Source organism: Vibrio sp. 1402, assembly GCF_033340275.1.
The window spans coordinates 1-676 of the sequence record NZ_JAWOWE010000306.1 but is presented as its reverse complement, the minus strand read 5'-3'; the positions used below and the strand labels follow the sequence as shown (position 1 = coordinate 676).

The window sequence follows — 676 nt, the reverse complement described above, 5'->3', positions numbered from 1 at the left end:
CTCTAAGTCATTCGGCGTTTCAGGTTTGCCATATCGCTTGAAGTAATCTGGAGAACCGACTATCGCGTTTGTCAGATTTGGAGTGATTGGAATCGCGACCATGTGCTCATCCAAGCTAACACCTAAACGTATTCCTGCATCCATCCCTTCCGCAACAATATTTGTCAGACCATCATCCATGATCAGCTCTAAACGTATTTTCGGATAACGACATAAAAACTCCCTCAAGTGCGGTTCGATAAGAAGCCGAGCTTCTGTTCTGGACACGCTAATACGAATGAGCCCCGCTGGCTCGATATGTAAATCATTCAGCGAATTTAGGGCTTGCTCAATATTGGTCAATGAAGGATGAAGGGTGTCGAGCAAACGCTGCCCTTCTTCGGTCAGAGACATGTTTCGTGTCGTGCGATTTAGCAGCCTGACTTGAAGTTGTTTTTCTAGTCCTTTGACATGCTGCGACAATGCAGCCCGCGTCACTCCCATTTCGGAGGCGGCTTTCGTAAAACTGCGATGGCGCGCTACATGCGCAAACCACGTTAGTGAAGATATTAGGGAAGGTTCAATAGCCATTTGTTAAGTATAACTTAACAGTCATGTGTGTAAAACGATATTTATCTAATACAGTTCGTTCACTAGTATTAACTCAAGGCTTACGCCCCACGAGACAAAACAGTGA

General features: G+C 45.3%; 1 protein-coding gene. It reads right to left on the bottom strand.

Annotation, left to right across the window (positions count from 1 at the left end; genetic code table 11):
• A partial coding sequence (locus R7044_RS25730) for a LysR family transcriptional regulator (RefSeq protein ID WP_225456061.1) occupies nt 1-570 on the bottom strand: 570 nt, incomplete at its 3' end.
• Between the last annotated feature and the right edge of the window lie 106 nt (nt 571-676).